The organism is Pyrobaculum organotrophum (assembly GCF_055384425.1).
In genome coordinates, this window is record NZ_AP042430.1 from 1541037 (window position 1) to 1564790 (window position 23754).

30 protein-coding genes, 1 tRNA gene, 1 rRNA gene and 1 pseudogene are annotated in these 23754 nt (G+C 57.1%); 20 read left to right on the top strand and 13 right to left on the bottom strand.

The window, feature by feature from the left end; translation table 11 throughout:
- The first annotated feature begins 172 nt into the window (after window positions 1-172).
- The 5 genes from ACZ49R_RS09400 to ACZ49R_RS09420 all read left to right on the top strand — a co-directional run bounded on the left by ACZ49R_RS09400 (window position 173) and on the right by ACZ49R_RS09420 (window position 2608).
- Window positions 173-583, top strand: a complete 411-nt coding sequence (locus ACZ49R_RS09400) for a HEPN domain-containing protein (RefSeq protein ID WP_464732874.1) — start codon at window positions 173-175, stop codon at window positions 581-583.
- Complete coding sequence (locus ACZ49R_RS09405) at window positions 540-905, top strand: nucleotidyltransferase domain-containing protein (RefSeq protein WP_464732875.1); 366 nt, start codon at window positions 540-542, stop codon at window positions 903-905. Before ACZ49R_RS09400 ends, ACZ49R_RS09405 begins: the two co-directional genes overlap by 44 nt.
- A 617-nt stretch (window positions 906-1522) precedes the next feature.
- On the top strand, window positions 1523-2110 hold the full coding sequence (locus tag ACZ49R_RS09410) for a hypothetical protein (protein ID WP_464732876.1): 588 nt from the start codon (window positions 1523-1525) through the stop codon (window positions 2108-2110).
- Between the two features lie 22 nt (window positions 2111-2132).
- Window positions 2133-2258, top strand: a complete 126-nt coding sequence (locus ACZ49R_RS09415; protein WP_464732877.1) for a hypothetical protein — start codon at window positions 2133-2135, stop codon at window positions 2256-2258.
- Window positions 2259-2329: 71 nt separating this feature from the next.
- Window positions 2330-2608 (top strand): hypothetical protein, encoded by a 279-nt coding sequence (locus ACZ49R_RS09420; protein WP_464732878.1) that lies wholly within the window; start codon window positions 2330-2332, stop codon window positions 2606-2608.
- A 14-nt stretch (window positions 2609-2622) separates the two neighbouring features.
- Here the strand turns inward: ACZ49R_RS09420 and ACZ49R_RS09425 are convergent, their stop codons facing one another.
- From ACZ49R_RS09425 to ACZ49R_RS09440, 4 genes and pseudogenes are all read right to left on the bottom strand, one after another.
- Entirely contained in the window at window positions 2623-2790 is a 168-nt protein-coding gene (locus ACZ49R_RS09425; protein ID WP_464732879.1) for a hypothetical protein, read from the bottom strand.
- Between the two features lie 10 nt (window positions 2791-2800).
- Window positions 2801-3010, bottom strand: a complete 210-nt coding sequence (locus ACZ49R_RS09430; protein WP_464732880.1) for a hypothetical protein — start codon at window positions 3008-3010, stop codon at window positions 2801-2803.
- Between the two features lie 94 nt (window positions 3011-3104).
- A pseudogene (locus tag ACZ49R_RS09435) lies at window positions 3105-3221 on the bottom strand (ModD protein); the annotation flags it as partial.
- A gap of 103 nt (window positions 3222-3324) precedes the next feature.
- Window positions 3325-4326 carry an ABC transporter substrate-binding protein gene (locus ACZ49R_RS09440; RefSeq protein ID WP_464732881.1) on the bottom strand — a complete coding sequence of 334 codons (1002 nt, stop codon included), beginning with the start codon at window positions 4324-4326 and terminating at the stop codon, window positions 3325-3327.
- A gap of 223 nt (window positions 4327-4549) precedes the next feature.
- Here ACZ49R_RS09440 and ACZ49R_RS09445 point away from each other — a divergent pair, with 223 nt between their 5' ends.
- The 3 genes from ACZ49R_RS09445 to ACZ49R_RS09455 all read left to right on the top strand — a co-directional run bounded on the left by ACZ49R_RS09445 (window position 4550) and on the right by ACZ49R_RS09455 (window position 6073).
- The gene (locus ACZ49R_RS09445; RefSeq protein WP_464732882.1) at window positions 4550-5251 is read left to right on the top strand and encodes an ABC transporter permease family protein; all 702 of its coding nucleotides are present in this window, start codon (window positions 4550-4552) and stop codon (window positions 5249-5251) included.
- Window positions 5236-5889, top strand: coding sequence for an ATP-binding cassette domain-containing protein (locus ACZ49R_RS09450; RefSeq protein ID WP_464732883.1), 654 nt, complete (start codon window positions 5236-5238; stop codon window positions 5887-5889). Before ACZ49R_RS09445 ends, ACZ49R_RS09450 begins: the two co-directional genes overlap by 16 nt.
- Window positions 5890-6001: 112 nt before the next feature.
- Window positions 6002-6073: transfer RNA gene (locus tag ACZ49R_RS09455), tRNA-His, on the top strand.
- 58 nt (window positions 6074-6131) lie between these two features.
- On the opposite strand, the gene ACZ49R_RS09460 is transcribed toward ACZ49R_RS09455, so the two are convergent.
- Window positions 6132-7157 carry a glycosyltransferase family 2 protein gene (locus ACZ49R_RS09460; RefSeq protein ID WP_464732884.1) on the bottom strand — a complete coding sequence of 342 codons (1026 nt, stop codon included), beginning with the start codon at window positions 7155-7157 and terminating at the stop codon, window positions 6132-6134.
- 59 nt (window positions 7158-7216) lie between these two features.
- On the opposite strand from ACZ49R_RS09460, the gene ACZ49R_RS09465 reads away from it, so the two are divergent.
- From ACZ49R_RS09465 to ACZ49R_RS09475, 3 genes are all read left to right on the top strand, one after another.
- On the top strand, window positions 7217-8503 hold the full coding sequence (locus tag ACZ49R_RS09465; protein WP_464732885.1) for an APC family permease: 1287 nt from the start codon (window positions 7217-7219) through the stop codon (window positions 8501-8503).
- A gap of 420 nt (window positions 8504-8923) precedes the next feature.
- Entirely contained in the window at window positions 8924-9820 is an 897-nt protein-coding gene (locus ACZ49R_RS09470) for a homoserine kinase (RefSeq protein ID WP_464732886.1), read from the top strand.
- A gap of 18 nt (window positions 9821-9838) precedes the next feature.
- Window positions 9839-10114, top strand: a complete 276-nt coding sequence (locus ACZ49R_RS09475) for an ATP cone domain-containing protein (RefSeq protein ID WP_464732887.1) — start codon at window positions 9839-9841, stop codon at window positions 10112-10114.
- Here the strand turns inward: ACZ49R_RS09475 and ACZ49R_RS09480 are convergent.
- A complete protein-coding gene (locus ACZ49R_RS09480) occupies window positions 10080-11426 on the bottom strand; it encodes a ribonuclease FAU-1 family protein (protein ID WP_464732888.1) in 1347 nt (448 codons plus the stop codon). The genes ACZ49R_RS09475 and ACZ49R_RS09480 overlap by 35 nt on opposite strands.
- Before the next feature lie 90 nt (window positions 11427-11516).
- Here ACZ49R_RS09480 and ACZ49R_RS09485 point away from each other — a divergent pair, with 90 nt between their 5' ends.
- Genes ACZ49R_RS09485 through ACZ49R_RS09495 form a run of 3 tightly spaced genes read left to right on the top strand, consistent with a single transcriptional unit; the run spans window position 11517 to window position 13895 of the window.
- A complete protein-coding gene (locus tag ACZ49R_RS09485; RefSeq protein WP_464732889.1) occupies window positions 11517-12650 on the top strand; it encodes a radical SAM protein in 1134 nt (377 codons plus the stop codon).
- Complete coding sequence (gene hemC, locus ACZ49R_RS09490; RefSeq protein WP_464732890.1) at window positions 12647-13552, top strand: hydroxymethylbilane synthase; 906 nt, start codon at window positions 12647-12649, stop codon at window positions 13550-13552. Before ACZ49R_RS09485 ends, hemC begins: the two co-directional genes overlap by 4 nt.
- A gap of 7 nt (window positions 13553-13559) precedes the next feature.
- Entirely contained in the window at window positions 13560-13895 is a 336-nt protein-coding gene (locus ACZ49R_RS09495; RefSeq protein ID WP_464732891.1) for a HEPN domain-containing protein, read from the top strand.
- Here ACZ49R_RS09495 and ACZ49R_RS09500 read toward each other — a convergent pair.
- The 3 genes from ACZ49R_RS09500 to ACZ49R_RS09510 are packed head-to-tail and all read right to left on the bottom strand — an operon-like array spanning window position 13881 to window position 16040.
- A complete protein-coding gene (locus tag ACZ49R_RS09500; RefSeq protein WP_464732892.1) occupies window positions 13881-14480 on the bottom strand; it encodes an ATP-binding cassette domain-containing protein in 600 nt (199 codons plus the stop codon). The two genes, ACZ49R_RS09495 and ACZ49R_RS09500, sit on opposite strands and share 15 nt — an antisense overlap.
- Window positions 14477-15121: an ABC transporter permease gene (locus ACZ49R_RS09505; protein ID WP_464732893.1), complete on the bottom strand. Its 645-nt coding sequence runs from the start codon at window positions 15119-15121 to the stop codon at window positions 14477-14479. The genes ACZ49R_RS09500 and ACZ49R_RS09505 overlap by 4 nt, the downstream gene beginning before the upstream one ends.
- Window positions 15111-16040: an ABC transporter substrate-binding protein gene (locus ACZ49R_RS09510; RefSeq protein WP_464732894.1), complete on the bottom strand. Its 930-nt coding sequence runs from the start codon at window positions 16038-16040 to the stop codon at window positions 15111-15113. Before ACZ49R_RS09510 ends, ACZ49R_RS09505 begins: the two co-directional genes overlap by 11 nt.
- 32 nt (window positions 16041-16072) lie before the next feature.
- Here ACZ49R_RS09510 and ACZ49R_RS09515 point away from each other — a divergent pair, with 32 nt between their 5' ends.
- A complete protein-coding gene (locus ACZ49R_RS09515) occupies window positions 16073-16966 on the top strand; it encodes a substrate-binding domain-containing protein (RefSeq protein ID WP_464732895.1) in 894 nt (297 codons plus the stop codon).
- On the opposite strand, the gene ACZ49R_RS09520 is transcribed toward ACZ49R_RS09515, so the two are convergent.
- Window positions 16963-17931: an Lrp/AsnC family transcriptional regulator gene (locus tag ACZ49R_RS09520; RefSeq protein ID WP_464732896.1), complete on the bottom strand. Its 969-nt coding sequence runs from the start codon at window positions 17929-17931 to the stop codon at window positions 16963-16965. The genes ACZ49R_RS09515 and ACZ49R_RS09520 overlap by 4 nt on opposite strands.
- Before the next feature lie 499 nt (window positions 17932-18430).
- Here ACZ49R_RS09520 and ACZ49R_RS09525 point away from each other — a divergent pair, with 499 nt between their 5' ends.
- A complete protein-coding gene (locus ACZ49R_RS09525) occupies window positions 18431-18796 on the top strand; it encodes a hypothetical protein (RefSeq protein WP_464732897.1) in 366 nt (121 codons plus the stop codon).
- Window positions 18797-18881: 85 nt separating this feature from the next.
- Window positions 18882-19598, top strand: coding sequence for an SAM hydrolase/SAM-dependent halogenase family protein (locus ACZ49R_RS09530; protein ID WP_464734118.1), 717 nt, complete (start codon window positions 18882-18884; stop codon window positions 19596-19598).
- Between the two features lie 90 nt (window positions 19599-19688).
- Here ACZ49R_RS09530 and rrf read toward each other — a convergent pair.
- Both rrf and ACZ49R_RS09540 read right to left on the bottom strand, forming a co-directional pair.
- A 5S ribosomal RNA gene (gene rrf / locus ACZ49R_RS09535) occupies window positions 19689-19809 on the bottom strand.
- A 128-nt stretch (window positions 19810-19937) separates the two neighbouring features.
- Entirely contained in the window at window positions 19938-20561 is a 624-nt protein-coding gene (locus ACZ49R_RS09540; protein ID WP_464732898.1) for a hypothetical protein, read from the bottom strand.
- Window positions 20562-20605: 44 nt separating this feature from the next.
- On the opposite strand from ACZ49R_RS09540, the gene ACZ49R_RS09545 reads away from it, so the two are divergent.
- Genes ACZ49R_RS09545 through ACZ49R_RS09555 form a run of 3 tightly spaced genes read left to right on the top strand, consistent with a single transcriptional unit; the run spans window position 20606 to window position 22432 of the window.
- Window positions 20606-21508, top strand: a complete 903-nt coding sequence (locus tag ACZ49R_RS09545; protein WP_464732899.1) for an NAD-dependent epimerase/dehydratase family protein — start codon at window positions 20606-20608, stop codon at window positions 21506-21508.
- A gap of 22 nt (window positions 21509-21530) precedes the next feature.
- Entirely contained in the window at window positions 21531-21812 is a 282-nt protein-coding gene (locus ACZ49R_RS09550; protein WP_464732900.1) for a hypothetical protein, read from the top strand.
- A 29-nt stretch (window positions 21813-21841) separates the two neighbouring features.
- Complete coding sequence (locus ACZ49R_RS09555; protein ID WP_464732901.1) at window positions 21842-22432, top strand: hypothetical protein; 591 nt, start codon at window positions 21842-21844, stop codon at window positions 22430-22432.
- Between the two features lie 66 nt (window positions 22433-22498).
- On the opposite strand, the gene ACZ49R_RS09560 is transcribed toward ACZ49R_RS09555, so the two are convergent.
- Window positions 22499-23752 carry a zinc ribbon domain-containing protein gene (locus tag ACZ49R_RS09560; RefSeq protein WP_464732902.1) on the bottom strand — a complete coding sequence of 418 codons (1254 nt, stop codon included), beginning with the start codon at window positions 23750-23752 and terminating at the stop codon, window positions 22499-22501.
- Window positions 23753-23754: the final 2 nt, after the last annotated feature.

A 23754-nucleotide genomic window follows, 5' to 3' on the forward strand; every position in this document is an offset into this window, starting at 1 on the left:
TGCACGGGGTTTGGTCGAGGTGGGAGGATAAAGCGCTCCGTATATAGAGAGCTGGGGGTGAGGAACGCTGAAGAGTTGCAGTAGCTTTCCGTCTGTTTGAGGACTCGGAGGCATCTCGTCGATGTTTGTACACAGCGACGAGATTTTTAAAAAGCGGTGTGTACACAGCTGTGTGGTGTCTAGGGCGCGTGACTGGTTTAGGCAGGCCCTCCGCGACCTGGAGCACGCCAGGAGGTCTCTGGAGTTTGGAGACTACGAGTGGGCGTGTTTCGCCGCGCATCAAGCCGCTGAGAAGGCGGTTAAGGCCCTCTACCAATGTCTGGGGGTGGAGGCGTGGGGCCACTCCGTCTCTAGGCTTCTGGCGGGCCTCCCGGCGCACGTCAAGCCGCCCGGCGACCTCGTCGATGCGGCGAAGGGGCTTGACAAGTTCTACATACCGTCTAGATACCCCAACGCGCACCCCGAGGGAGCTCCGATGGACTACTTCACCAGGGGGGACGCTGAGGGCGCCGTCAACGCCGCGGAGAGGATTGTGAGATATGTCGGTGAGGCTCTTCAGACTAGATGTGGAGAGGGTGTTTAGGGAGCTTTTCCGGTACGCTAGGTGGGCTGTGGAGCGGGGGGCCCTGGCGGTGGTTCTTATCGGCTCTCTGGCGAGGGGGGACTACACGGCGTTTTCAGACGCCGACGTGGTGATAGTGGTGAGAGAGGACGGGAGGAGGCCTATGGACAGGATACCGGACTTCCTCGACCCGTCGTTTCCCATCGACCTAGAGCCCCGGGTCTACACGGTGGAGGAGCTCAGAAAGATGGCGGGCACCAGACTCGCCGAGGAAATCGCCAGCGGCATACTCCTGGCCGGAGATGCCAAGGTCCTCTGCGAAGCCGTAGGCGCCTGCAGATAGGCGGAGGGACCTCGGCGAAGCCCCCGCTAGACCCCGGCGGGGCGCGGCAAGGCATAGAGAGACTAAGCTGTGGGAGGCGGCGGCCACCGGCCAAGTCGATAGGGCTTGTAATACAGACTCAATCGGAGAGCGGCGTACGTTAAGAGCGGCTTGTACAACGGCGATTAAGTTGTGGATTATGTCTTTCTGACTTTGTTCCAGAGTATTGCAACGATGTCCTCTAGGGCCTATGTTGCGTTTGACGTCTTCAGCTGAGAGCCCGGAATCTGCGTATGTGCAACACGTCATATATTCTAAGACCTGTAGACGCCGTCATATATTAAGACCAGCTCTTTAGCCGCGTTATATAGCCTCAGCGCGCTCTACCTCCCCGACTTTGCATGGTTTTCCTAGGGTTATGTAGTTCGGCCAACCATCTCTGCCAACTTTATAGAACTTTTCTGGCTTGTATGACCTTGCCTTTGTCAACGAGCTCCCACGTCTCTCGTACACGTCTCTCGGCCCCAAGATGGCGTAGGCGAGCGGTTCCGTTGCGGTGGCCACTATAGGTTTCCATGACGTCTCGGAGCTCGACTGTTGTAGTCTCAAATATAAATCTACGTTAATCTGTAGGTATTATGAGAGTGTGGAAGGCTGTTGTGTTGTTTCTCCTGGGATTTTTTCTAGCTCTGTTCGCGTTTCCAGTGGCGTGGGCTACGTCTGCTTTGTTGGGGTATCTCTTTGCAATCGCCGGCATAGTCATTGGGGCGTATATGGTAACAAAGAGAGAGTCTGCAAAACTGCCATTGATATTGGGCGTGGTGTTGATGATATTTTCTCTCCTGGCGTTATTAGGCACTTTCATCGTACACATCGCCCTATGGTCTCTGGCTGAGGCCGCCAGAGAGGCGTCAAAGGTTGTGAATCTGACGGGGACTCTAGGCCGGGGGGTGAAAGCTGGGGACTGGGTTATCACCGCAGTGGATGTGAGAGAGGCGGCGTATATTAGAAGCGATAGTAGTTACTACAAGGCGAAGGAAGGCCACAAGCTCGTAGTCGTCAGGTTGAGAGTTGAAAACGTGGGTAGAGAAACTAACTCGCCGCCTATATACGGCTTTGTGCTTGTTACAGACGCCAGGAGGAGCTATGAGAGGATATACCCCTTCAGCCTAGACTTCATGTGGAGAGTCTCTGACGAGGTTATAAAAATCTGCCGTCGAATTTAGAGCGTTAGACACCACGGCGCGTGTGGCTCCCGGCTCCGCTGCCGAAGGCGACGTGCTTTTCCAAATACCAGCCGGTGAGAAGCCAGAGCGGCTACACATAAGGACGGGGATAGTCGGGGGGTATGAGATCGTTATCAAACTTGGCTAGTTTCACAGGCTATACTCCGGCTACAGCAATTGCTAAGCTCCGACAGCAATAAAAGAAGTTTATAATTGTTAGTGCCTAAAGACAGGGTTCAAACGAAAGGCGAATTAAGCATATGTCGTGAAGAGGTTGACACATGGACTAGGAGAGCTGTAGAACTGGGGAGAAAGCTAAACGAACTGTCTACGGAGCTTGAAAAACTAAAAGCCACGTATGCGGGAGAAAGGAAAAAGCTCACAGAGGGCTTGGCAGTCAGAGAGGGGGCTATTGTAAAAATAGCCTTAATAGCAACCGCCACGGTGGCAGTAGCCGGCATAATACTCCTCTATCGTAAGGCAAAATATGTCCCATAGCGTCAAGCAGATCGCTAAGTTTTCCTTCTCGCCATTAGGACGACTACTGCCGCGCCGACTGCGGCGAGGGCCGCAAGCGCCGCCGCCTCCGCCATCTCCTCCGGGGTCATCCGCTCCAGCTGGATATAGCTAAAACCCGCCTTCGCCGCCTCAACGGCCTCCTCGACAATAGACACCTCCACGCCGGCTGGCCTAACTGCCGCCGCCTTTGCGGCCTTTTGCAGAGCCCCCCAGGAAGACCAAGTGGTTTCTAAAGACGAGTATGCCGTCGGAGAGGTAACACCTGTGGACCATACCCCCTCCCGCCAGCACCGCCTTGTGATACAGGGCCCTCAGGCCGGGCGGCGTCTTCCGCGTAGCCGCCACCACGACCCTTGGGTTGACCCGCCGCGCCAGCTCCACCAGCCTCCTCGTCTTCGTGGCGACCCCTGGGGGCCCAGGCAACGACCTCCTGGGCCGTCCTCCAGGTGGCGTGTAGACACCGGGCCTCCCCCACCGCCCGCAACACAACGTCGCCCCTCCGCGCCAGCTGGCCGCCCCTCTTAACCACCTCTACCTCCCCGCAGCCCGCCAGCCTGTACACCTCAGCCGTCTCCTCAGACCCGGCCACCACCGCCTCCTCCCTGGCGAAGAGCTGGGCAACCCCCCTCAGACTCCCGATGCCTAGAAGTCGTAGCTCCCCAGATCCTCCAAAAGTCAAGCCTCTAGCCGGCTCCTCATTTGATAAACCCGTACTTCGACAGATCCATCTTCTTCAGCGACTCTATGACGCAGTTGCCTAGCTCCGTGTAGGAGGCCACGAAGGCCTCGAAGTGGCCCACTCTGATGGTTTTGGCCGGCGGGCCGAGGAGGACGGCCACGGCTTTGATGGGCGGGTCCTCGGCGAAGTCGTAGGGCGGCTTGAAGACGTACACGTAGTAGGTCCTCCCGCCCGCCTCGGCCGTGTACGGCTCCCAGTACATAGTGCCGCCGCCGGCGGGCCTAAGCTGGAGGCCTTTGCCGATGAGGAAGGGGACGTAGGCGAACATGCAGCGGCCCGCCCCCGCCTCGAACTTAGCCCAGGAGCCGTCTAGGTTGGGGGCCACGTCTATCAACTCGGTGTTGGGGAGGGAGCTGGGTATGTAGATGTAGAGGGTGCCGTTGTACACGAACCTCACCCCCAGGGCGGTGTACTTCGCCGTGAGGTTGACGCCGAGGTCCCGAGACAGCATCCACACGGCGGCGAGCTCCCTATAGCCAATGGGGGCCTTGTTGGGGTCTGCGAAGACCGTCTTGGCGGAGGTCAGCTCCTCAAGCGCCGTGGGGGCTCTGCAGACGAAGGCCAGCTTGAACCTCCCCAGAGAGTAGGTCTGGAGGGCCCCCGCCCTCTCGGCGTCTGGCCTCAGCTCTACATCCACCGACCCGAAGAGGTCCGGCTTGGCGCCGCCCTGTATCCTCCTAAGCCCCTCCACAGACCCCACAGACTGTATCCCCTCCGTGCCGAGGCCCGCGGCCGCCGCCGCGTCTTTAACCACCTTAACTAACGTAGGCGCCACGTATCCAAGAGGCGAGCCCGAGCACGCCTTAGTCGCCGTGGCGCCGGGGCCCGCCGCCTCCGTAGACTTCAGAGGAGCCGCCGTTGTAGCCGCCGTCTCTTGTGTCTTCTGTGGTGGCTGTTGGATCTGCAACAAGAATGCTATTGTTACGATTAGAGCTCCGATTAGGACCGCCCGCCGCATGTTTGTATGAAAGCCGTGGCTTATCTATATAACTTACATACGAAATATCAAGTTTAAATTTTTTAAAGTTTTATACTTTTGTATTATATAAATGGTCTTCTTTTAATTTTTTGTCTTATTACTTTGTTTATGTATATTTTGTTTATTTTTGTCTTTTATTTGAACTAGTTTATGTAGTTTTCTGTTTTTATTTTTTGTATGGGTAAAGCCTAAATCCCTGGCGGTGTTGTCTTTTGTGGCTTTGGCATTGGCCGCCGTCGTGTTTGTAGCACTTCTACTATTTATACTGCCTGTCGCCTACCTGGGGGCACCTCCGCCGGGGTTCGGAGAGGCGTTTCTCCTCACTGCTCTGTTTAGCGGCGCGGCGGCTGGGCTTGGACTGCTGCCGGGGCTGGCTGTGGCTGTCTGGGGCCGTGGGGGCTGGCGGGCGGCCGCGGCGCAGATCCTCTACGCGCCTGCCGTCGTGCCGCCTACGGCGGTGGGGGTTCTCCTCCTGGCGGCCTTTAGGAACCCCCTCCTGCCGGAGTGGCTCTACGGCTTTTTTGTAAACAAGGCGGCGGGGGTCCTCCTGGCGATGTTCGTCATGGCTCTGCCGGTGTCTTACGCAGTTTTCGACGGAGCGCTTAAGGACGTTAGGGCAGAGCTCTACTTCAGGTCGCTAGGGCTTGGGGGGCTTAGGCTTCTGGCGGCTCTCCTCCTCTCGCTGAAGAGGGCGGCCGCGGCGGCTTTCCTACTGTCCTTCCTCCGGGGCTTTGGAGAGCTGGGGGTGCTCCTCATCTTCGCCTCCTACCCGCCCACCATGTCTATCTACATATACCAGGCCTTCCTCCAGGAGGGACTGGGCGCCACGGTGGCGGCCTCCATGGCTGTCGCGGCTCTGGGGGTCTCCACGGCATACCTACTGAGGCTATGGCTATTGAGGTGAGGGGGCTTAGGGCCAGGAGGAGGAAGTTCCAGCTGGAGGTGGAACACCTCTCCGTCAACTCTGTCACAGTGGTGCTCGGGAGAAACGGCAGCGGGAAGACGACGCTTCTCGACGCAATAGCCGGCGCCATACCGGCGGAGGGGTCTGTGGAGGCGTGTGGGAGAGAGGTGTCGCGCCTCCCGCCGGAGGAGAGGGGACTTGTCTATATACAGTCCACGCCGGTGGACCCGCCCGGCGGCCCGGGGAGGTTCCTAAGGTGGGTGGCGGCGAGGTGGGGCAAGGGGGAGCGGGATGTGGAGGAGGTGGCCGCCCTCCTGGGCATAGGGGACCTTCTGGACAGGAGGGGCCTCTCCACCGGCCAGAAGCAGCTTGTCAACATCGCGGCGGGCCTCCTGGCGGGGGCCTGCGGCTTCCTCATGGACGAGCCCACCTCCCACCTAGACTGGTTCAACAAGCGGCTTGTGAACGACGCCGTCAGGCGGCTGGGCAAGCCCGTCCTCTACGTAACCCACGACCCCTATGAAGCCGCCTATATAGGCGATGTCATATGCGTCATAGAGGGGGGCCGCTTGAAGAAGTGCGTAGAGAACAAGCCAGCCGACTTGGCCGAGCCCGTGGTGAAAAAGCTGTTCAGCTAGAGATGTGGCGTTACAACTAAAAGCCCCGCCCTTTAGGGCGCGGTCATAAACCGCGTACTACATCGTCGCCCGTGTAGTTAAAGTTTATAAACTCCGGCTGTTGATGTGTCAAGCCGCCGTAGTCTAGCGGTTAGGATGGCGGGTTGTGGTCCCGTTGACCCGGGTTCAAATCCCGGCGGCGGCCCTTTAGCTATATATTCCTCTACTCCGGCTCTGGGGTTGTCACGACGGGAGACGGCTCTTTAGGTCTTGTCTATTATGTAGAAGTGTCTCTGTCTGTGGAACACGCCTGCCACCATGGCTAATAGCTCAAGTGTAGACGCCAGGAGGACGTCTACTATGTATCTCCTCGCCCTTAGGCTACCATATATATACACGGCAGCGTAGACGGCGGCTACTGCAGTGGCGAGGGTGGGGCCGTAGAGTGCGGTTAGGGGACCGGCGGCGGCGAGAAAAATGGCGACGGCTGCTGAGGCCGGCGGGATGGGGTTTCTGTATCTCACGGCTTCGCCGAGGGCGGCGGCCCACCTCGCCCTCTGCCTGACGAAGTCTAGCAGAGAGTTGGGACTTCTGATAGAGACCCTTGTCCTGGTCTGGAAGGTCTTGTAGCGCCGCTTGAGGAGCTCCATGGCGAAGCGGAAGTCCTCGGTGATGGTGTCGCCCATGGCGGGCCATATCTCCCTGAGGACGTCTCCCCTTACTATGAGGAGCTCGCCGTGCATGCCGAAGATGGGCCTCCTCAACACCTCTAGGGCGAAGCGGTAGCGGGTGAGGTCGTCGAAGTGTCTAATCCAGTCTAGGGCGTAGGCCAACTTAGAGCGGCCGGGCCTAGGCACAATCACGCCGTTGCCGGCGACATAGCCTCTGGCGCCGTAGTAGGCGATGTCCCTGAGGAATTCCGTGTCGAGGGGGTAGGAGTCGTCGTCGAGAAATATGTACCATGTGTCGGGCCGGGCGTAGTTGAGGACAAACCACCTGATGGCTTTGTACTTCGTGCCGTCTTCCTCCCGCGGCACGACGAGGACGTTTCTCATGTTGAGGGGGTTTGAGGAGACGACGACGTAGCGGAGGCCGAGGCGTTCTAGCTGTGCCACAGTTTCGCGAAGGGCCGGGAGGACTCTCTCGTTGCCTACTGTGACGACTACTACGAGGTAGTTATCTATAGGCCCCGCCGGGCGGCCCCCAGGCTTTTTAACTGCGCCGAGGGCGAGGATAAAAAGATAAATGCCGCCTATTGTATTGAGAATTAGGTAGGCCAAGTCGAACATGTCTATGCAGGATTTTAGGTTTTTAAAAATGCCTTATATACCCTTGCCACTTTTTTGCCGTGGTACTTACTAGAGCGTGGCTCAGGCGGAGACTTGGGGTGTTCGACATGTATGCCCTGGTGCATTCTGACTCCCAGAGCACCTACTACTTCCTCCTTGGCTTTATTGCCCTCTACGCTGGGCAGTATGCTTTCTTCGGCGCTATATACGGCGTGTTGTTAATGGCAGCGATAGCTGTCACATACGGCGAAATGGGGTCTAGATTCCCCGAGACAGGCGGCTCTTATCTATACGTTAAATCGGCTTTCGGCTCTACGCTGGCGTATATATCGGCGTGGCTAATCGCCTTTGACCAAATTGTCATGGTTGCATATGGCGCAATAGACGCCGCCAAAACTATAAACAAGACGCTTGGGCTTGGGATACAGGAAGTCGCCCTAGCCGCCGCCATCACCACAGCTCTCTTCGTCTTGACAGTCCTGGGGATAAGAGAGTCGGCGAACTTCGCAAAGGCTGTGGCCGTGGTCGACCTCGTAGTGATGCCGGCGTTGATAATCTGGGCTCTAGCCGCCCACCCCTCCTGGCCGCCCTACTTCAACTGGGCCGGCGTCGAGGGGGCGAGTCTCCTCTTCGCCTTTTCTCTCCTCTCCCGCGGCTTCACAGGCGTAGACGCCATTGGACAGCTGGCTGGAGAGGCCAGAGAGCCCCTTGTGCAAGTGCCCAAGGCGACTGCGCTTGTCGTCGCCATAGGAGCCTTCTTCGGCCTGGGCCTCACAGCTGCTTTAATGTCGGCGCTGAGGCCAGAGGAACTTGTCGACCCAGCTATTGCGCCGCTGTATCTTGCGGCGGAGATAAACCCGACTTTGACATACGCCGTGGCTATAAACCTATTTCTCGTAATGATTACGGCGGCTCTTGCAGGCTATGTGTCCTTCTCGAGACTGACATATATGCTAGCCGAGGAGGGCCTCCTCCCTGGAATATTTAGAAGACTACACAAGAGGTTTAGAACTCCACATCTCTCTCTCCTCCTGGTCTATATAATATCTCTAGTTCTAATAGCGCCGGGAGAAATAGAGATAATCCTAGCCATATACGCCGTCGGCTCTTTAATAAACTACCTCATGGTCGCCGTGGCGCTGGCTAAGTTTTCTAGAAGCAGCACTCTCTACAGCGCGTTTAAAACTCCAGTCGTAGCCGGCGTCCCCCTGTCTTCTGCCATAGCCATGGCCCTCCTCCCTGTGGGCATAGGCCTTACAATATTAGAGAAGTATAGATATCTATGGGCGTTGCTCTTGTGGCTAGCGGCAGGCCTGGCCCTACTCTACTTTAGAAAGAGGAGGTAGACCTTATTATTGAAACAATAGAGAAGGGGCCCACGGCGTCTAACCGTCGGCGCCGATTTGGCCGACAGCGCCGGGCGGGGTGGCCCGTCCAGCGCCGTCGGTTTATCCCCCGAGCCCCCGGAGGTGGGGCCTCCGGGGACTTGGGCCCTGGGGGCGGTTAGACGCCGTGGGCTGTAGCTATAGGTCTACATAAATTTAACAGTAACTTCGCAATATTTATGTAATATTTATTGCTTTAATATTTGTAAAGTGTCTATATATAAATACCTCTGGCGCTAGAGCCGCCAAGCTTATATACATATACAACCGCGGGAGTATGTACATAGTGGGCGCGGCGCTATCTCTCTACCCGACTTGGCAAAAGAACTACAGCAGCGGCGATGCGACCCTTGAGATGCGTCTCAAACAGACTTATGACGTATGAAGGCGCCGTCTACAAGCGCAAATTTAGGCTCTGGATTTGATGTAGTGGCTGTGGCTCACGACGCATATTTCGCCGAGGCGTATATAAAACTGACGTCTGGATGCGGCGTAGATATAAAGTTCCGGGGGTTTAACCCAGGGAGTGACAACACAGTGAAGAGGGCCTTCCAACACCTCTTCGAGAGACTGGGCAGATGTTGGGGGGTTGAGGCGGAGGTGGTAAACAACATCCCCATTGCCAGAGGTTTGGGGAGTAGCGGCGCGTCGGCAGTGGCGGCTTTGGCGGCTTTTATACGGGAGGCCGGCCTTAGGGTGGAGCCCGCCGTTGTGGTAGAGGCAGCTGGGCTGGGGGAGGTCGCGGCGGCCGGCAGTCCGCATTTTGACAACGTGGCGGCGGCGGCGCTGGGCGGCGCTGTAGTTATCGCCTCCGTCAAGCCTCTGGAGTTGGTTAAATTTATGCCAAAGCTCATATTTGTAATCGGCGTGCCAGACGTCCCGCCTATGCCAGAGAAGACAAAAGTCATGAGGAGCGTCCTCCCCAGAGAGGTGTCTTTTAGAACCTACGTGGCGCAGTTGGCAAGAGTCTCTGCGCTAGTCGCCGGCTTTGCAAAATCAGATCCAAGACTTGTGGCCCTCGGAATGAGTGACGAAGTAGTCGAGCCGGCTAGAGCGCCTTATGTACCAGCCTACGGCAGAGTCAAGAGATATGCGCTAGAGGCCGGGGCGTTGGCCGTGTCCATATCGGGGGCCGGCCCCTCCATAATCGCCCTTGTGGAAGAGAAAAATAGCGACGTAGTAAAGGCAGCTGTAGAGAGGGCTTACATAGAGGAGGGCTTGAGAGCAGAGGTCAAGGTGGCATCAATAACGGAGGGCGCTCTGGCGCAAATTATATAACACCTCTCCAGTAGGTACATGGTTAAGGTTGTAAAGAGAGATGGGAGAGTAGAGGAGTTTATCCCTGAGAAAGTTGTCGTCAGCGTCTTGAAGGCAGGCGCGCCAGCAGACGTGGCGAGGAAAATCGCGAAGAAAGTAGAGTGCGCCGTGATGGACAGGGAAAACGTGACAGCCCAAGAGCTGACGAGGATGATACTGGCGGAGCTCAAAAAGATAAATGAACAGTGGTACAGAAATTGGATAATCTTCGATCAGGCGGTCAAGCGGAGGAGGACTGAGGAAGAGCTGAAGTAAGTCCCTCGGAAGTACATATTTTTCCGCCGGGGGCCTCGGGCCTCCTCAGTCTCTCAGGGAGCATGTGGGCGTAGCGCTGGAGCTCGTCGGCGTCTAGTACTCTCTCAACGCCGTCGGGGCCATAGGCCTTGTCCACTAGGAGGTCTATGTATATAATGCGGCGGCCCCACTCGGGATCTGTATTTATGTTCACATAGGTCCCCAGATAGACGCCGGAGGCGCTGTAGTAACTGTGTACCACATACCCGCCGGACTTCGGCACACAAGTGAGGGCGTAGGTCCCCGGCTCGATCTTAACGCCGATCCCGTCGAGGACGCCGCCGGGCCTCAGCGGCCTCTTCACCACGAGGACGTCGTCAGATATTTTTACCACCTCCCCCCGCATTTTGATCACCTCGCCCCAGGGCTTGACGTGGTAGATGACGACTCTTCCCCTGGCTAAGAACTCTACGGCTTTCTCATAGACGTCAGCTCTTGCGTAGTCTAGCAGATCTAGACATTTGCCGAGGCCCTGCCCCCTCAATGCGTGGTGGCCCCGTATCGTCGGCACAACTGCCGCCCTAGCCTCGTCAAGTTTAAACTTCGCCTGTCTGTCAAATAGCACCACGGCTATGCATTTGCCTCTCCTCAACAAGGTGCCGGGGGGCCCTCCCTGCGATATCTTAAGCATCTCTTTGTAAAGCTCCTCTGCCTCTTTGGCCAACTCGTCTTCACTGGCGTATTTTGCCGAAGATTTAAAACGTAGGCCTATCGAGGCGTAGTTTTTTAACTTCGTCTCGGCCAGTATCCTCAGTCTAAGTCTCTCCTGCTCTGCAATATATCTACTGTAGGAGACCCTCCCCGTGGTGTTGAGCTCCAAAAGCTTCCCCTCGACGACTATCTCCGGAGCGGCGACGCCCCGGAGGGGGCCCATGGGAGGTTTTACAACTGTAAAGACAGACGTACTACCTGGCTGGACTACATAGCGCCTTGGCACTTCCATAAGCTGGCCGCCAGGGACCTCCACAAGCCCCTCTCCAACTACACGGCCTACAAAAACGTCGTGCAACCCAGCCGACGCCTTAGCTATCACCGGGTCTACATATTGCCTAAGTCTCTCCAAAAAGTAGTCGACGGCTTGGCATTCCCCAATTGTCACAACTCCTGTCTTTGACTCGTGGTCTTTTACTGTAATGTCCGGCGGTGAGTAGTCTGGCTTTAGGCCAAAGCGGTTTATAATTTGTTGAGTCGGTTGTACAATTTCAAAACCCCAGTCAAGGGCGAGTTTTGTAAGTGCTGTGGCATAGATACCTCTTATCCTCGCCTTAAACACTTATATAGATAGAGCCAGTTTTAAAAGACTGACTCTTGATGAGTCCTTCCGCTGATGAAAAATGATATATATACCAACGCTTTGTTTTCTGTGATTCCCATAAGTGTGATGGTAACCGGCGTGGGGACAACATCCTTTAGAGTTAAAGGCCACTTCGGTGTAGATAGGCCAAGTGAATTCTCGGCCCCCCTCAGGCCTATCGTTAGCTGGAATTTAACTAGGAAGTGTAACTTGAAGTGTTTACACTGCTACATAGACGCCGGCGCCGAAGACCCCCACGAGCTCACCACCGCCGAGGCCCTAGCCCTCGTCGACCAGATGGCCGAGGTGGGAGTCCCCCTCATCCTCTTCACCGGAGGCGAGCCCCTCGTCCGGCAGGACTTCTTCGACATCGCCGAGAGGGCTAGAGACGCCGGGATCAAGCTCGTCCTCTCCACAAATGGGACCTTGATCACGTCCGAAGTCGCCAAGAGACTGAGGGAGGTGGGGGTGGTCTACGTGGGAGTCAGCCTAGACTCTATAGACTCTGCCTTCCACGACCAGTTCAGGGGGACGCCGGGTAGCTTCGCCGCCGCGCTCGCCGGGGTAAAAAACGCCATCGCGGCCGGCCTCGACGTGGGGCTCCGCTTCACCGTAACCGCCAAGAACATACACGAGGTGGGGGCCTACGTGGACTTCGCCGCCTCGCTGGGGGTCAAGAGGATAACTTTCTACCACCTCTCCGCCGCCGGCAGAGCCCAGAAGCTCCCCCCCGACTGGTGGTACACCCCCCAGCAATACAGAGAGTTCATAGAGACGCTCATCTCCAAGGCCAGGCAGTACGCCGGGAGACTGGAGATAGAGACCACCCTAGCTCCCTACGACGGCATATACATCGCCCAGACGGTCGGCGGAGGGGACGAGAGACACCTAAAGTTCGTAGAGTCGACAGGCGGATGCGGGAGGAAGATAATCTCCATTTACCCAAACGGCGACGTATATCCCTGCCAGTTCATAGACTTCTACAAGCTTGGCAACGTCAGAGAGAAGCCCCTCAGAGAGATCCTCACCCCCGAGAAGCTAGAGCCGTTTATAAACACGGAGAGGTACCTCAGAGGGCCGAAGTGCTCGACGTGTAAGTTTAAACAGTATTGTAAAGGCGGCGATAGGGCGAGGGCCTATTATCTATCTGGCGATATGTTTGGCGACGACCCTCTCTGCCCCATCCCCCACCTGTTTAAATGAAGATCCGAGTTGCGACTAGGGGGTCGAAGCTCAGCCTTATCCAGACGGAGGAGCTCTTGGCGCAGATAAAGGCAGTGGAGCCAGACGTCCAGTTCGAGATCGTGGTGGTGAAGACCACTGGCGACTTGATACAAGACAAGCCCCTCTTCCAGATAGGGGTCAAGGGCATCTTCGAAAAAGAGGTGAACCTCGCCGTCTTGAGGGGCGAGGCTGACATGGCAGTACACAGTCTAAAGGACCTCCCCTCTGAGCTCACCCCAGGCCTCGTCTTAGCTGGCTTCTCTAAGAGAGCTCCGCCGCATGACGTACTTATAAGCCGCGGGGGCTACACGCTGGAGACTCTGCCGAAAGGCGCGGTGGTGGGGACCTCTAGCGTTAGGAGGGCAGAGTTTTTAAAGGCTGTGAGACCTGACATAGAAGTTAAACCCCTCCGGGGGAATGTAGATACAAGAGTGGGGAAGGTGTTGTCTGGTCAATACGACGCAGCTGTTATGGCAGCTGCGGGGCTCCAAAGGCTATATGGGAGTTCTCCCCCCGTCTCTATAGTGCCGCTCCGCGTAGAGGAGGTGCCGCCGCCCCCCGGCCAAGGCATTGTCGTCGCTGTAGCGAAAGAGGAAGATAGCTGGCTGATAGACCTTTTGAAAAAAGCTAGTGACAAAACTGCGGCAATTGAGGCAACTGCAGAGAGAGCCTTCTTGGCGGGGGTAGGCGCCGGCTGCCACGTCGCAATCGGCGGCGTGGCGAAACTAACCCCCCAGGGGTCTCTGGAGTTTACCGCAGGATACGCCGCAGGCGGAGCTAAATATGTAGTGAAGGTCTTCGGAGAGGATCCCGTCGAGGTGGGGAAGAGGGCCGCACAGCTGATTGCCGAAGTACGTCAAAAATTTAAACAGAGAGACTAACGGCATTATGCATATAAAATGGCTTGAGAGACATACTAGACATTTCCAACAGGCGCTAGCCGCTTTTGAAACTGGCGATGAAGCCGCCGCGTGTTATAACGCCTATGTGTCTATAGAGGCTCTTATAAAGGGAGTCCTCGGATTTGACCCATATGGCGAAGTTCATAACGTCAAGCGACTCCCCGCTCTTGTAAGAGAGGCGTTTAGAGGCCAGCCGCCTAGAGATGTAGAAAAATGCGCCTACTGTCTTGAGAGACAAGCGTTTTCTGGAGACGGCGCAACTTGTATAAAATGCGCCGAGTTGATAAGTGAGGCAATATACCAGTTGCTAGGGCGTGGCTAAATTCCTCAGGCGCCCATCTCTCAATTCATAAAGCGGCACTCCAGGCGGCACCTCAGCTATATAATGCGTAGTCCAAACAACGAGAGCTCTCTTGGAGTATTGCCATAGGTATTCCATAAGCGCCTTTCTCTTTTCCGCGTCTAAATATGCCGTCGGCTCGTCTAAAAGCGCGACCTTCGGCCGGCAAGACAACACTCTGGCAATTGTAAGAAGCTTTTTATAACCGCCAGAGAGCTCTCTCGCCTTTCTACCCAGAAGCCCCCCTAGCCCCAGCGCGTCAAGTACCTCGTCGTTACGACAGAACAAGTTGTCTTCCACCGCGCCCGCGAGCACAAGCGGCTCTTGGTGTGCATAAAGCACGGCGCGTCTCATACGCCGTATTGCTACAGCCGGCGGCACCCCCATTATATACACCTCCCCCTCGTCTGGCTCCAACAGGCCGGCTAGAATTTTAAGAAGAGTAGTTTTGCCAGAGCCGTTTGGCCCCACGACAACCGCCATGCCGACCTCTGGAAGCTCCAGATCTACCCCACGGAAGACCCACACACCGCCGTATTTTTTGCCGAGATGGACGGCCTTTATCATCCCCTGTATTTAAAGCCCAGGGCCGTCACGACAGCGCTTACTGCGACAGCCATGGCCAAGAGGATGACCCCCAGCTGTATGGCCACGTCCCAGTTTCCCAACATAGTCTCGTGGGCCACCGCCGTGGTGAGGACCCGCGTCTTATATCTAATGTCGCCGCCTAGCATGAGGGCTATCCCCAGCTCCCCCAGCGCCCTTCCATACGACGCGGCGACCGCGCCGGCCAAGCCCCCCGCCGCCTCTCTGATATATATCTTGAGCAGAGTCGCCTTCCCAAGGCCAAACATCTCTGCCAGCTCCCTCACCCTTGGGTCGACGCCCTCAAGCGCAGTTAGGGCATAGGAAAGGTAGAGGGGGAGGACCAGGAGGGTGTGGCCCACCACCACCGCCTCTAGGGTGTAGAGGATGCCCAGGCCGCCTAGGGGGCCGGACCTAGCCAAGAGGAGGTAGAGGAGTAGGCCGAGGAGGACGGTGGGGATCCCCACGAGGCCGTTGAAGAGGGCCTTGAGCACGGCCGCCAGCCGCCCGCCCCTCATGTGTAGCCACAGGGCGGCTGGGGTGCCCACGACAGCTGAGACCAGGGCTGGGACGGCGGAGACGTAGACCGAGTTCAGCACTATGCCGACTAGCTCAGCCGACACAGCTGGGGCCGAAGACGGCCGGCTTTATCCACTCCAGAGCCTTGGGGTCGGCTCTGGAGATGGGGGTGAAGAGGGGCTGGCCGGCCACCGTCAGATTGCCGATGACCTCCTGGCCTCTCGTCAGTATGTACTGAGCCATGAGCCTGGCGGCGGGGGAGGGCTTGACAATCGCGAAGCTGTATATGTTTATCAAGTCGGGCGCCGCCGGCACCACCACCTCTAGCTGGTCTAGCTTATCTCTGTACCTCAGCCAAGTCCCCACGTCGGTTAGGGCGTAGGCCCTCTTCTCGTTGGCGAGAAGCAGTGTCTGCCCCATGCCGGCCCCCGCCGAGATGTACCACGTGTCCACCCTGGGGTCGGGCTCCCTCCCTATGGCCTCGCGCCAGAGAGACAGCTCCTTGATGTGGGTGCCCGACCTGTCGCCCCTCGACACGAAGGGCGCCTTCGCCTCCGCAATCTTCCTGAAGGCCTCAGCCGCAGAAGTCCCCCTTGCGCCAGCTGGGTCGCCCCTGGGCCCAACCACGATGAAGAAGTTGTAGGCTACGACGTCTCGGCACTTTAGGGTGCCGTTTTCCAGATACCTCTTCTCGAGGTCGGGGGCGTGCACAAGCACCACGTCCACATCCCCCCTAGCCGCCATGAGGAGGGCTTGCCCCGTGCCGACGGCGGAGTACCTAACCTCCACGTCGTACCCCCTCTCCGCCGCCCACCTCTCGAAGTCTGGGATCATTACGTCGAGGAGACCCGTGTCTTTGACGCTGGTGGTGGTGGCCATATAGAGGACGACGTGTTGCCTAGGCGCCGCGATTGTAGTCGCCGTCTGTTGCGGCGCGGCGGCCTGCGGCCGCTGGCTGGCGATGTAAAGCGCCGCTGCGGCAATTAACATTACTACAATTATCAGATATCCAATTTTGGACATAAGAAGCTATATAACTGAGCTTTATAACTGTTGTGCGCTTTGTGGCCGAGCTGAGGGTAGAGGTGGGAGGCGCTTCGTTGGGGGTAGACGTATTTAAGGCGCTCCTCGCTATAGACATGACGGCCTCTATGAAGAGGGCCGCCCAGACGCTGGGGATGCCCTACACCACCCTCTGGAATCTGGTAGCCCGCGCCGAGAGGGCCCTGGGGGCGAGGTTGGTGGAGACGTCAAGAAAAGGCGGGACAAAGCTCACGGAGGAGGGCCGGAGGTCCCTCCGTCTCTATATGGCAGAGGCGGCTAGGAGGGGGATAGTGCTGGGTCTCTCCGACTTTATATACGCCGGTAGCCACGACCCCGCGGTAGAGGAGGCTCTCCGCGGCGGCGAGGCCTACTTCGTCGGGTCGCTACAGGGACTTCTGATGGTAGCCGGGGGGCTGGCCCACTTCGGCGGGGTCCACCTAGGCGACAACCTCCAGGCCGTCGCCGCCTACGCCCCGCACCTCTGCCTAGTCCAAGGCTTCAGGAGAGAGGTGGGGGTGGCCACGAGACGCCCCATCGCCGACCTCTCCCAGCTGGCGAACATGAGGCTGGTGAACAGACCGCCAGGCGCCGGCACTAGGATACATATAGATAGGCTACTCCGCCAGCTGGGCCTCGCCCCTAGGGAGGCCCCCGGCTATTACAACATCGCCTTAACACACGACGAGGCTGCCGCCAAGGTAGCCGCCGGCGAGGCAGACTACACAGTGACGACGAGATCAACGGCGGAGAGATACGGCCTACACTTCAAGAAGCTCTGGGAGGAGGACTTCGACTTTGTCTGCAAGCCAGAGGCTTGCGGCAAGACGGCAAACTTCGCCGCCAATCTCAAGCTAGGTCCTGGAAGCCAGGCGAAGGAAAATATAGGCCGCGTGGTCTGCCCCTAGTCCGCCACCTGCTCCACCCTCCTCCCCATCTCCCGCCCACTTAAAAAACCCCGCACACTATATAAAACGCGGTAGTCAGAGACGCCCAGTTTCCTAACCGCGTCTCTAATATAGTCCTCAAGCACTTGTCTAGACACGCCGTGGACCATAAAGTAGCAGGGATACTCCCACTTCCCCGGCACCGTGTTCCTAAGAACCACGTGGGTGGTGATGTTGAGCCTAGCCGCCGCCTCGCAGACCGGCTCCCTAACCACCACCATGGCGTTCTCCCTAAACCCAACCGCCTCCCCGTCCAGAGTGCCGTGGAGGTCCCGGAGCACCCCCAGCCTAATGAGCTCCCTGATCTTCGCCAGCGCCTCCCCCACCGAGGTGCCCAGCGCCTCGGCCACCTCCCTAAACGGCTCGGGCACCAGCGGCAGAGACTTCACCCTGGAGAAGAAGGCCTGCGGCACCCCAAGCGACTCCACAGAGGGAGGCGACTCCGGCATGACCTCGCCCTTCGTCCACGACACCCCCCTCCTCAGGTCGAACCTCACATCCACCTTGTAGGACCTAAGCGAGTAGAGGATCACGTAGTCAAGGCCGAACTTCCCAGCCACAGCCGCCACCTTCCCCTCCAGCTCCTCCCTACTACGCGCCTTAGTCACAAACCACAGGTTGTACGGCTTGAAATCCCGCTGGAAGTTATGGCTCACGTAGGGGTCCCTATTCACCTCCGCCGCCACCACCTCGACGACGTCCTCCGGCACAGCCATCCCCACCAAAGCCGCCTCCATCCCCCTCGCCCTGTAGTTCAAAATAGCCCCAATCCTCTTAAGCACCCCAGCCCTCACAGCCCCACGCAAAACCTCAATCACCTCCCCCTCCCCAAGCCCAACCCTCTCACCCACCACAGCAAAAGGCCGCTCTACCAGAGGAAAATCGTACTGAACCTCCATCAACACATCCACCAACCGAGAATCCATACCAGAAAAAACCACTGGCACATAAAAACATCAACCCGCCAACCCCCACCACACCAACAAGCCTACACTTTAGATTTCTGGGCGTTTAGGGAAAAACTCTTTGCCACACAATTGACACTGCATATAATATGTTTCTACTATCTTTTGATTTCTGGCGACGTAGAAGACGTCGGAGCGGTGGGGGTCGCTTTTCGCTTGTTGTTTCTACTATCTTTTGATTTCTGGGGCTTGTTTGTATGGATCTTTTGGGTTTTTAAGTTTTTTCGTGGTTTTTTGTCTGGCCGGCGGTCGCTTTCCAGCCCCTCTTTACATTCATACATTCTCCTGTCTGGGTGTAGGCGTACGCCATTCTTCGCCTTTACGATTGTGACAACGCCTAGCCGAAGGGAGAACCCAACGCCATTCTTCGCGTTTGGCTGTCTAGCCCCTTGTCTAAAGTATATTACACCCTTTACTGACATATATTGGAATGTTTTAATGTGTGGGTGTTGTGGCTGGTGTGTATCTCTATTTTGGCCGGGTTAGGGTTGGGCCTCTCGTTGGCTACCTGTGGCTGTTGGGCCGTAGGCTGTATCTGAAGGTGGGCTGGCGTCCTCGGGACACTGTCTACCTCGGCTCTGTGGACGACCTGCTGGGGGTTGCGGTGAGGGTTAGGCGGCTCGTGCCGAGGCCCCTGCCCGTTAGGCAGCTGGTGGCTGCGCTGGTTGACGCCCTAAGGAAGGCGTATTACGTGGCGAGCCGGTGCCGCGACTCGCCGCGTTGGAAAATACGCGCCTGGGAGGCGGCAATGGCCATAGAATACGCCGCCACCGCCCTCGCCATGTACTGGCCAAGCGCAGCCAAGAAAATACTAGACGACGGCTAGGGTTTTATATGTGGGTTTTTGTTTTATTGTGGCTGTTGTGGCTTTGTTGACGGATTTTGGGTTTAGGGACTATTTTGTGGCTGTTATGAAGGGGGTTATACTTTCTATAAATCCTGGGGCGCGTATCGTCGATATTACTCACGAGGTGCCTCCGCAAGATGTTTTTACCGGCGCTTTTATCCTTAAGGCGGCTTATAGGTGGTTTCCGCCTGGCACGATTTTTGTCGCTGTGGTAGACCCTGGGGTTGGCACTGAGAGAGCTCCCCTTATTTTAAAGACGAGGAGGTATTTCTTCGTAGGTCCTGACAACGGCCTTTTGGCTCCTGCTGCTGAGGAAGACGGCGTGTTAGAGGCGTATAGGATTGAGGTGAGGCTTCCACAGCTCTCGTCGACGTTTCACGGCCGAGACGTTTTTGCGCCTGCGGCGGCCTATCTGTCGCTTGGCGTAGAGCCGCGCCTCATTGGGTCTCCTATTTCGCAGTGGAAGAGGTTGGAGATTCCAGAGGCGCGTGTTGTAGACGGCGTTGTGTACAGCCGCGTTGTGTATATAGACAGGTTTGGCAATGTATATACATCTGCGAGAAGTCTCCAGGGCGTGTCGTATGGAGAGGTTATGTGTGTAGAGACGCCTAGGGGCGTCCTCAGGGCTAGATATGTAGAGACCTATGGCAGAGCTTCGCCGGGGGAGGCGGTTTTGCTTATAAACAGCGAGGGGTATCTAGAGCTTGCGGTCGCAATGGGAAACGCCGCCGCTACATACGGCTTGAGGCCGGGAGATGAGATAAAAATCTACAGGTGTTAAAAAACGTGATGAACTTACGCCGCCGCACAGACAAGTGAAGAAGGGATAGAGACTGAACCTTCTGCCGGCTTTTAAAGATAACAAACGGCCCCCTCCCAGCACGGCGGTTTCCCGGGCCCTCGCGGAGCCCAGTACTCCCGTCCGCGGCGCCGGCCTTAACTTCCGGGTTCTGATGAGTCCGGGTGTAGCACCGGCGCCTATGGCCGGGTTAGGGGCCGGTGGCATAGTATCTGGCTGTTTATAAATTTTTTGCCTTAATGTTTATAAAGGGGGGCGTCTATTGTGTTGGAGTTGAGCGGCCCGCCTGGGCCACTATGAAGACTCCGCGTACGCCAGTGGCTAAGGCGCGTTTTCCACTCTTACGCTAGTTATATAGTCTATTGTAATTTCATAATTCCAAGCTGTAGACGGGGCGCCGCGTTGTATAGAAAATTTTGTAGACGCCGTCAGATAGCCTCCGCAGTATATATTGACTAGGTAGTCTGTGGCGGGGGCTTGGTACAGTCTTATAGAGCCGTCTGACGCAGTAGAGGTAAACACGTCGACCCATCTGCCTCTGGTGGCGGCATCTATAACTCTGGCGTAGCAGCCCGCCGCCGGCCTCCCCCCGGCCTCTTTTACTACGACAGTGACGGGGTAGGCCCAAGTCCTAATTTTTCCGCCTGTCGGCTCGCCTAGCTCAACTATATCGCGTAACACAGCGCTGTCGTATATCCAAATCACCTGGCCGGCTGCTATCTCTCTAGGCGACGCGATCCCCCAGGCTACTCTAAGCACATATCCAGGCCGCCAGGGGAGGCCATATAGCGTCTCTCCGCCGAATATATAAGTTAGGGCGACTAACGACCCCTCCTCGTCAAATACGGCCGCGGTGCCGTAGGCGAGAGGTCTGTCGTTCCAATCTCTAACTCCAAGAGCCGCCGCGGCTATGGCTAAAAACAAGGCGGCTAGGAGATGTTTCACAACACCTCCCCGCCACTTTTTAAAATATCTTTCCGCTATGTGACATGCGTATTCTTATCTTCGGAGGCCTCAGCTTTATAGGGGCAAACCTAGCCGAAGCTCTGTCAGAGTATGAGCTGTACGTAGCCCACAGGCCTGGGTCTAGAGAGGCTAAGCCGCAAATAGCCCGCTTCGTGGCTCAGTACGCCACCCTTCTGGAGTATACTGACCCCGCGACGGCGTTTGAAAAGACAAGGCCCCACGTCGTTATAAACCTCGTGGGGCAGTACTACGGTAGGTCCCAGGAGCTGTGGCAAGCAAACGCCGAGTTCCCCCGCCTCCTCTGCGACGCCGCGAGGAGGGCGGGCTGGCGCGGCAAGGTGGTGCACTTCTCAGCGGCTACTGTCAGAGGGCCCGTGGGGGCCGTAATCGAGGAGGAAGAGCCCCACCTCCACGGCGTGGCGCCAGACAACGACTTCGACAGGTCGAAAGCCGCCGGCGAGGAGGCCGTCGCAAATTGCTTCGACGACTGGGTGATAGTGCGCCCGGCCTTAGTATACGGCAGGTTTAACACACACCCCGAGTGGGCGACCCTCACGCGGTTTGTCAAAAGGGGGGTCACCCCCATGTTAAAGGCCAGGGTGTCTGCCATATCTGTCAGAGAGCTGGCCAAGATGGTGAAGGCGTCGCTGGCCTTGGCCAGGCAGTACTTCTTCGCGACAGAGTGCCAGCCGAGGCCACTGTCGGAGTTCGTAAGAGCTATCGCAAAGGCCTTGGGGAGGCGTGTGGTGCCAATCCCAATCCCCACCGCTGTATTGCACATAGCGGCGCCTCCCGAGTTTAAGAGACACCTCCCCTATCTAGACAAGGCCTTTAGTTGTGAAAAAATGAGACGCCTACTCGGCCTAGAGCCCAGGCCTAACTTCGAGACGGAGGTAAGGGAGATGGTAGAAAGTATCAATGTTTAAATCATAGTATATATACTAAAGCATGGCTTTTCAAGTTGTTTTTATTTTTAAGAGATGTCCTCCCCCCGACCTCCTTAGACTTAAGTGGTGGGGCTTTGCCATCGCCTCTCTTTCAGACTGCCCCGGCGTTGAGGGGGTGTTGGACCTACAGCGTTATATAGAGGGGAAGTTTGTAATTTTAGTTGGCGATAGAGAGCTGGCCGAGAGACTCGGCGTGGCGCACGCCACGGTAGAAGAGGTAGAGAGGTTTCTGGCTTGGCTCTCGCGGGAGGTGCCGCTGGTCTTTAAGCCATATCTCCAGTAACTTTTATATAGAAGTGGCTCCCGTGGGGCGTGAGTTTTGAGAAAAACCTCCTGGAGAGAATCGCCTCCTATATACCGGGGTACGCAGGGTATAAGGAGAAGGAGGTGAGGAGGGAGACAGACGCCCTTGTTAGACGACACGTCGCGTCTATACTGTCTGCCGCCGCGGCTCAACTGACGCTGGGCCCCGTCGAGGCTAGGGCCGTGGCGGCGAACCCAGAGGCGAGGTTCCTCTGGGACTCCGTAAAGGCGGCTCTCGACAAAGTGACTCAGAAGATAGACAAGGCGCAACACGGCTACTCTGGCTTCTTCGACTTGGCTAAGGTAGACGAGTCTGTCCTCGAGGAGGTCTACAGACACGACCTAACGCTTGTGGAGACGGCGAAGAAAGTGGCTGAGGCAGTTTCCTCTCTAAAGGCGCTGAGGCCCCTCTCCCAGGAATGGCTCGACGCGCTTAGGCAGATCCTCGCCCAGCTCCAGAGTCTCGACTCGGCGGTAGACGAGCGCAATAGGATACTAGAGCCCTCCCTTTGTGGCTCCCGGCCTCCCCGGGAGGGCGCGGGGCCCGCCCGCGGAGACGCCCGGAGGGGCGGCCGCGGGCGAGAGGGCCCGGGTCATTAGGGACTGGCTGTGCCCCCTAGTCGCCGGGCCCCAGGGCCGGGGACGTGGCTCATGAATGTGAAACAGTTACGAGCTTAAAAATGTGGTGGTCGTTGAGACGGAGGAAAAAGGTTGTTTCTGGAGTAGCTCCAAGTACCTCTTTTTGGCCCAGAGCAACGGCACGTTGTCTCTGTTGTCGTTGAAACCGCAAGAAGGACAATGCATCCGCCTGTTGCTCAGCTCCTCCATCTTCGCGCCGCACCTCGGGCAGATGGTCGAATACAGCCGTTCCTCTAGATACGGCAGTCCGTACCACTCGGCGAGCTCCTTCAACCTCCTCCTCAGCTGGCCCAAACCGTCTAATAAGTGCTTCTTTTCGCCGTTCCCGTTGCCCTCCTTCAGCTCCCGGTAGCTCTCTTCCTCCATCGTGTCCACCACGATCGCGGCCTGGTACTCCCTCGCTAGCTTAATTATCTCGCTTACGACGTCTTTAACGACACCTCTTATCTTCCTATACCGCTTTGATGCAAGGTGGCGCGCCCTCTCCTCAAGCCGCCTCCTTCTGACGGGGTCCGCCTCCCTAGTGGCTTGTTCGTCGAGGCGGCTTATCTCCTCGTGGAGTCTCCTCAACTTTTTGACTGCGCGCTCGTCGGGAAGTCTCATCCGCCTTACGATCTTGCCGTCTTTTACAACGCCCACCATTATGCCGTGGTCGAGACGATTCATGTCGACAACGACAAGCGCCCTGGGCTCTACCGGCGTCACCTCTCTGGCGAAGACAAGGGCGACATATAGCTTGCCGTAGGTCGGCTCCTTCTTGCCCCTCCGCCTCTCTACGCCTAGGAGTGCCAACTTCAATTTGGCCCCCTCCTCCAACCGTCTTTTGATCCAAATGATGTTGCTCTTCTTCAATTTTACAACAAACGGCGGTATGCCCAACTTCCGCACTCTGACTACGCCGCTCTTTAGGTCGACGAAGACGGCTCTACTCACGTCTCTCTCGTCTTCAATCCTAAGTTGGGCGTCGAGCGGAATTGCCCGGTGGAACGCTACATCGCGCCAGAACATCTTGGCTTGCTTTACGAAGTACTTCTTGAGACCGTATTTGGGAAACACCTCCTCGATAATCTGGCGCGCCAACTCTCTCTTGTCTGGCGTGAGGAGGCTGTCCAACTCCTCCGCCGTGAGTCTGGGCTCCTCTTGCCCCACAATCTCCTTTAACAGCCTTCTGACGTACTCCTCAACGGCCAAGTGCATCCTCGTGACGAGGTTTAGGACGTCTGGCCGCTCTTCGACGAGACGCCAAGGTATCTCTATCCTCAGCGTTCTGTATGCGTACATGG

Excerpts from the sequence above, each read along its gene's own strand:
- ACZ49R_RS09500 (WP_464732892.1), bottom strand. The coding sequence starts at position 14,480 with ATGATAAAGGCCGTCCATCTCGGCAAAAAATACGGCGGTGTGTGGGTC.
- ACZ49R_RS09495 (WP_464732891.1), top strand. The coding sequence starts at position 13,560 with ATGCATATAAAATGGCTTGAGAGACATACTAGACATTTCCAACAGGCG.
- ACZ49R_RS09520 (WP_464732896.1), bottom strand. The coding sequence starts at position 17,931 with ATGGATTCTCGGTTGGTGGATGTGTTGATGGAGGTTCAGTACGATTTT.
- ACZ49R_RS09450 (WP_464732883.1), top strand. The coding sequence starts at position 5,236 with ATGGCTATTGAGGTGAGGGGGCTTAGGGCCAGGAGGAGGAAGTTCCAG.
- hemC (WP_464732890.1), top strand. The coding sequence starts at position 12,647 with ATGAAGATCCGAGTTGCGACTAGGGGGTCGAAGCTCAGCCTTATCCAG.
- ACZ49R_RS09530 (WP_464734118.1), top strand. The coding sequence starts at position 18,882 with ATGAAGGGGGTTATACTTTCTATAAATCCTGGGGCGCGTATCGTCGAT.
- ACZ49R_RS09440 (WP_464732881.1), bottom strand. The coding sequence starts at position 4,326 with ATGCGGCGGGCGGTCCTAATCGGAGCTCTAATCGTAACAATAGCATTC.
- ACZ49R_RS09470 (WP_464732886.1), top strand. The coding sequence starts at position 8,924 with ATGAAGGCGCCGTCTACAAGCGCAAATTTAGGCTCTGGATTTGATGTA.
- ACZ49R_RS09460 (WP_464732884.1), bottom strand. The coding sequence starts at position 7,157 with ATGTTCGACTTGGCCTACCTAATTCTCAATACAATAGGCGGCATTTAT.
- ACZ49R_RS09550 (WP_464732900.1), top strand. The coding sequence starts at position 21,531 with ATGGCTTTTCAAGTTGTTTTTATTTTTAAGAGATGTCCTCCCCCCGAC.
- ACZ49R_RS09510 (WP_464732894.1), bottom strand. The coding sequence starts at position 16,040 with ATGTCCAAAATTGGATATCTGATAATTGTAGTAATGTTAATTGCCGCA.
- ACZ49R_RS09410 (WP_464732876.1), top strand. The coding sequence starts at position 1,523 with ATGAGAGTGTGGAAGGCTGTTGTGTTGTTTCTCCTGGGATTTTTTCTA.
- ACZ49R_RS09545 (WP_464732899.1), top strand. The coding sequence starts at position 20,606 with ATGCGTATTCTTATCTTCGGAGGCCTCAGCTTTATAGGGGCAAACCTA.
- ACZ49R_RS09405 (WP_464732875.1), top strand. The coding sequence starts at position 540 with ATGTCGGTGAGGCTCTTCAGACTAGATGTGGAGAGGGTGTTTAGGGAG.
- ACZ49R_RS09475 (WP_464732887.1), top strand. The coding sequence starts at position 9,839 with ATGGTTAAGGTTGTAAAGAGAGATGGGAGAGTAGAGGAGTTTATCCCT.
- ACZ49R_RS09560 (WP_464732902.1), bottom strand. The coding sequence starts at position 23,752 with ATGTACGCATACAGAACGCTGAGGATAGAGATACCTTGGCGTCTCGTC.